The sequence below is a fragment of the Kitasatospora sp. NPDC048296 genome, assembly GCF_043201815.1.
In the GTDB taxonomy this organism is placed as follows: domain Bacteria; phylum Actinomycetota; class Actinomycetes; order Streptomycetales; family Streptomycetaceae; genus Kitasatospora.
This window is the reverse complement of record NZ_JBICZB010000177.1, coordinates 1-2,663: the sequence shown is the minus strand read 5'-3', so window position 1 is coordinate 2,663 and position 2,663 is coordinate 1. Positions and strand designations below refer to the sequence as shown.

The following is a 2,663-nucleotide window of genomic DNA, read 5'->3' as shown; positions in this document are numbered from 1 at the left end:
CGCCTACCTCGACGCCCTCGCCACCCACCGCCGCACCAACGGACACCCCACCACCTCCTACGCCTGGGGACTCTGGGACACCCAAGGCGGCATGACCGGTCAGCTGGCCCGGGCCGACCGGGCGAGGATGGCGCGGATGGGCATCCTGCCCATCGACCCGGCCCTCGGTCTGGAGCTGTTCGACGCGGGCCTGCGGTCGGAGCGCGCCGCGCTCGTCCCGTCCCGTTTCGACCTGTCCGCCCTGCGGGACCCGGCGCCGCTGTTCCGCAGCCTGGTGCGCACGCCGGTCCGGCGGCCGGCAGCCGCCGGCACCGGCGCGACCGGCACCGGCGCCGGCAGCACGGACGCGACGGCGCTGACCGACCGGCTCGCCGGACTCGACCGCGAGGAGCGCCGGACGGCGCTGCGCGAGCTGGTGCTCGGCCACGTGGCCGACGTCCTCGGGCACACCGGCACCGACGCGCTCGACCCGGAGCGCGGCCTCCTCGACCAGGGCCTGGACTCGCTCACCGCGGTCGAACTGCGCAACCGCCTCGGTACGGCGGTCGGGCATCGGCTGCCGAGCACGCTGATCTTCGACCACCCCACCGTCCTCGCCCTGGCCGGCTACCTGGACGCGGAAGTGCTGCCCGCGCCGGGGCTCGGTCTCGCCGAGCTGGACCGCCTGGAGGAGCTGCTGCTCACGCTTCCGGCGGACGGCGAGCAGCGCGGGCTGCTCACCCAGCGCTTGCAGGAGGTCCTGACGAAGGCCGGCATCGAAACGGCCGACTCGACCAGCCAGCTGCTGGAGACCGCCTCCGACGACGAACTCTTCGACTTCATCGACAACGAACTCGGCAGCTGACCGGCGCCCCCTCCGCCCTCCGCCCTCCGCCATCGGCCATCGGCTCTCGGCTCTCGGCTCTCGGCTCTCGCCCCTCGACCGGGATCCAGAACTCCCAGGAATCCAAAGGAAGCAGACGTCACCGTGGTGAATGAAGACAAGCTCCGCGACTATCTCAAGCGCGTGACCGCCGACCTCCAGCGGACCCGGCAGCGCCTGCAGGACGTCGAGGCCAAGGACCGCGAGCCGATCGCGATCGTCGGCATGGCCTGCCGCTACCCGGGCGGCGTGAGCTCGCCCGAGGAGCTGTGGGAGCTGGTCGCCGAGGGCCGGGACGCGATCGCCGGCTTCCCGACCGACCGCGGCTGGGACCCCGACATCTACGACCCCGACCCGGAGAAGGTCGGCACCTCCTACGCCAAGGAGGGCGGATTCCTCCGCGACGCCGCCGGGTTCGACCCGGAGTTCTTCGGGATCTCACCGCGCGAGGCACTGTCCATCGACCCGCAGCAGCGCCTCCTGCTGGAAACCGCATGGGAGGCCGTGGAGCGGGCCGGCCTCGACCCGGCCACGCTGCGCGGCAGCCGCACCGGCGTGTTCGCGGGCGTGATGTACAACGACTACGGCTCCCGGCTCAACCCGATCCCGGACGGCTTCGAGGGGTACGTCGGCACCGGCAGCGCCGGCAGCATCGCCACCGGCCGCATCTCCTACACCTTCGGGTTCGAGGGCCCGGCCGTGACCGTCGACACGGCCTGCTCGTCCTCACTGGTCGCCCTGCACCTCGCCGCCCGCGCGCTCCGCAACGGCGAGTGCTCGCTGGCGCTGGCCGGCGGTGTCACGGTGCTCTCGACGCCCAGCCTCTTCGTGGAGTTCAGCCGGCAGCGCGGGCTGTCGCCGGACGGCCGCTGCAAGGCCTTCGCGGCGTCCGCCGACGGCACCGGCTGGGGTGAGGGCGTCGGCCTGCTCCTGCTGGAGCGGCTGTCGGACGCGCAGCGCAACGGTCACCGCGTGCTCGCGGTGGTGCGCGGCTCCGCCATCAACCAGGACGGCACCAGCAGCCAGCTCACCGCCCCCAACGGCCCGTCCCAGCAGCGCGTCATCCAGCAGGCGCTCTCGGACGCCGGGCTCAGCGCGGCGGACGTGGACGCGGTCGAGGCGCACGGCACGGGCACCAAGCTGGGCGACCCGATCGAGGCGCAGGCACTGCTCGCCACCTACGGGCGCGAGCACACTGGCGAACGGCCTTTGTGGCTGGGCTCGTTGAAGTCCAACATCGGGCACGCCCAGGCGGCGGCCGGTGTAGGTGGCGTGATCAAGATGGTCATGGCGATGCGGAACGGCGAGCTGCCGCGCACGCTGCACGTCGACGAGCCCACGCCCCAGGTGGACTGGTCGGCGGGCGCCGTCGAGCTGCTGACGGAGGCCCGGCCGTGGGAGACGAACGGTGAGCGGCGGCGTCGGGCAGGTGTGTCGTCGTTCGGGATCAGCGGGACGAACGCGCACGTCATCCTGGAGGAGGCACCCGCGGCCGAACCGGTCGAGGTGGTCGAGCCGGCCGGGGAGCCGGAGTCCGAACTGCCGGTGATGTGGCCGCTGTCGGCGAAGAACGAGGACGCCCTACGCGACCAGGCCCGCCGCCTGCACACCTGGATCACCGAACACCCCGACACCGACGAGCAGTCGATCGCCGCCGCACTCGAACGCAAACCCACGTTCCCCCACCGCGCCGTCGCCTTCAACACCGACGCCCTGGCCGCCCTCGCCGACGGTCAACCCCACCCCGACCTCGTCACCGGCACCGCAGCCGTCAGCGGCAAGACCGTGTTCATCTTCCCCG

The 2,663-nt window shown here is 72.8% G+C and carries 2 protein-coding genes; both read left to right on the top strand.

Translation table 11 applies throughout. The features are described from left to right. Positions 1 to 844 (top strand): beta-ketoacyl reductase (locus ACGF12_RS38255; protein WP_393041175.1); only part of this gene is annotated, 844 nt, incomplete at its 5' end. A 126-nt stretch (positions 845 to 970) separates the two neighbouring features. After that, the coding region (locus tag ACGF12_RS38250; RefSeq protein WP_393041172.1) for a type I polyketide synthase at positions 971 to 2,663 on the top strand (1,693 nt) is incomplete at its 3' end.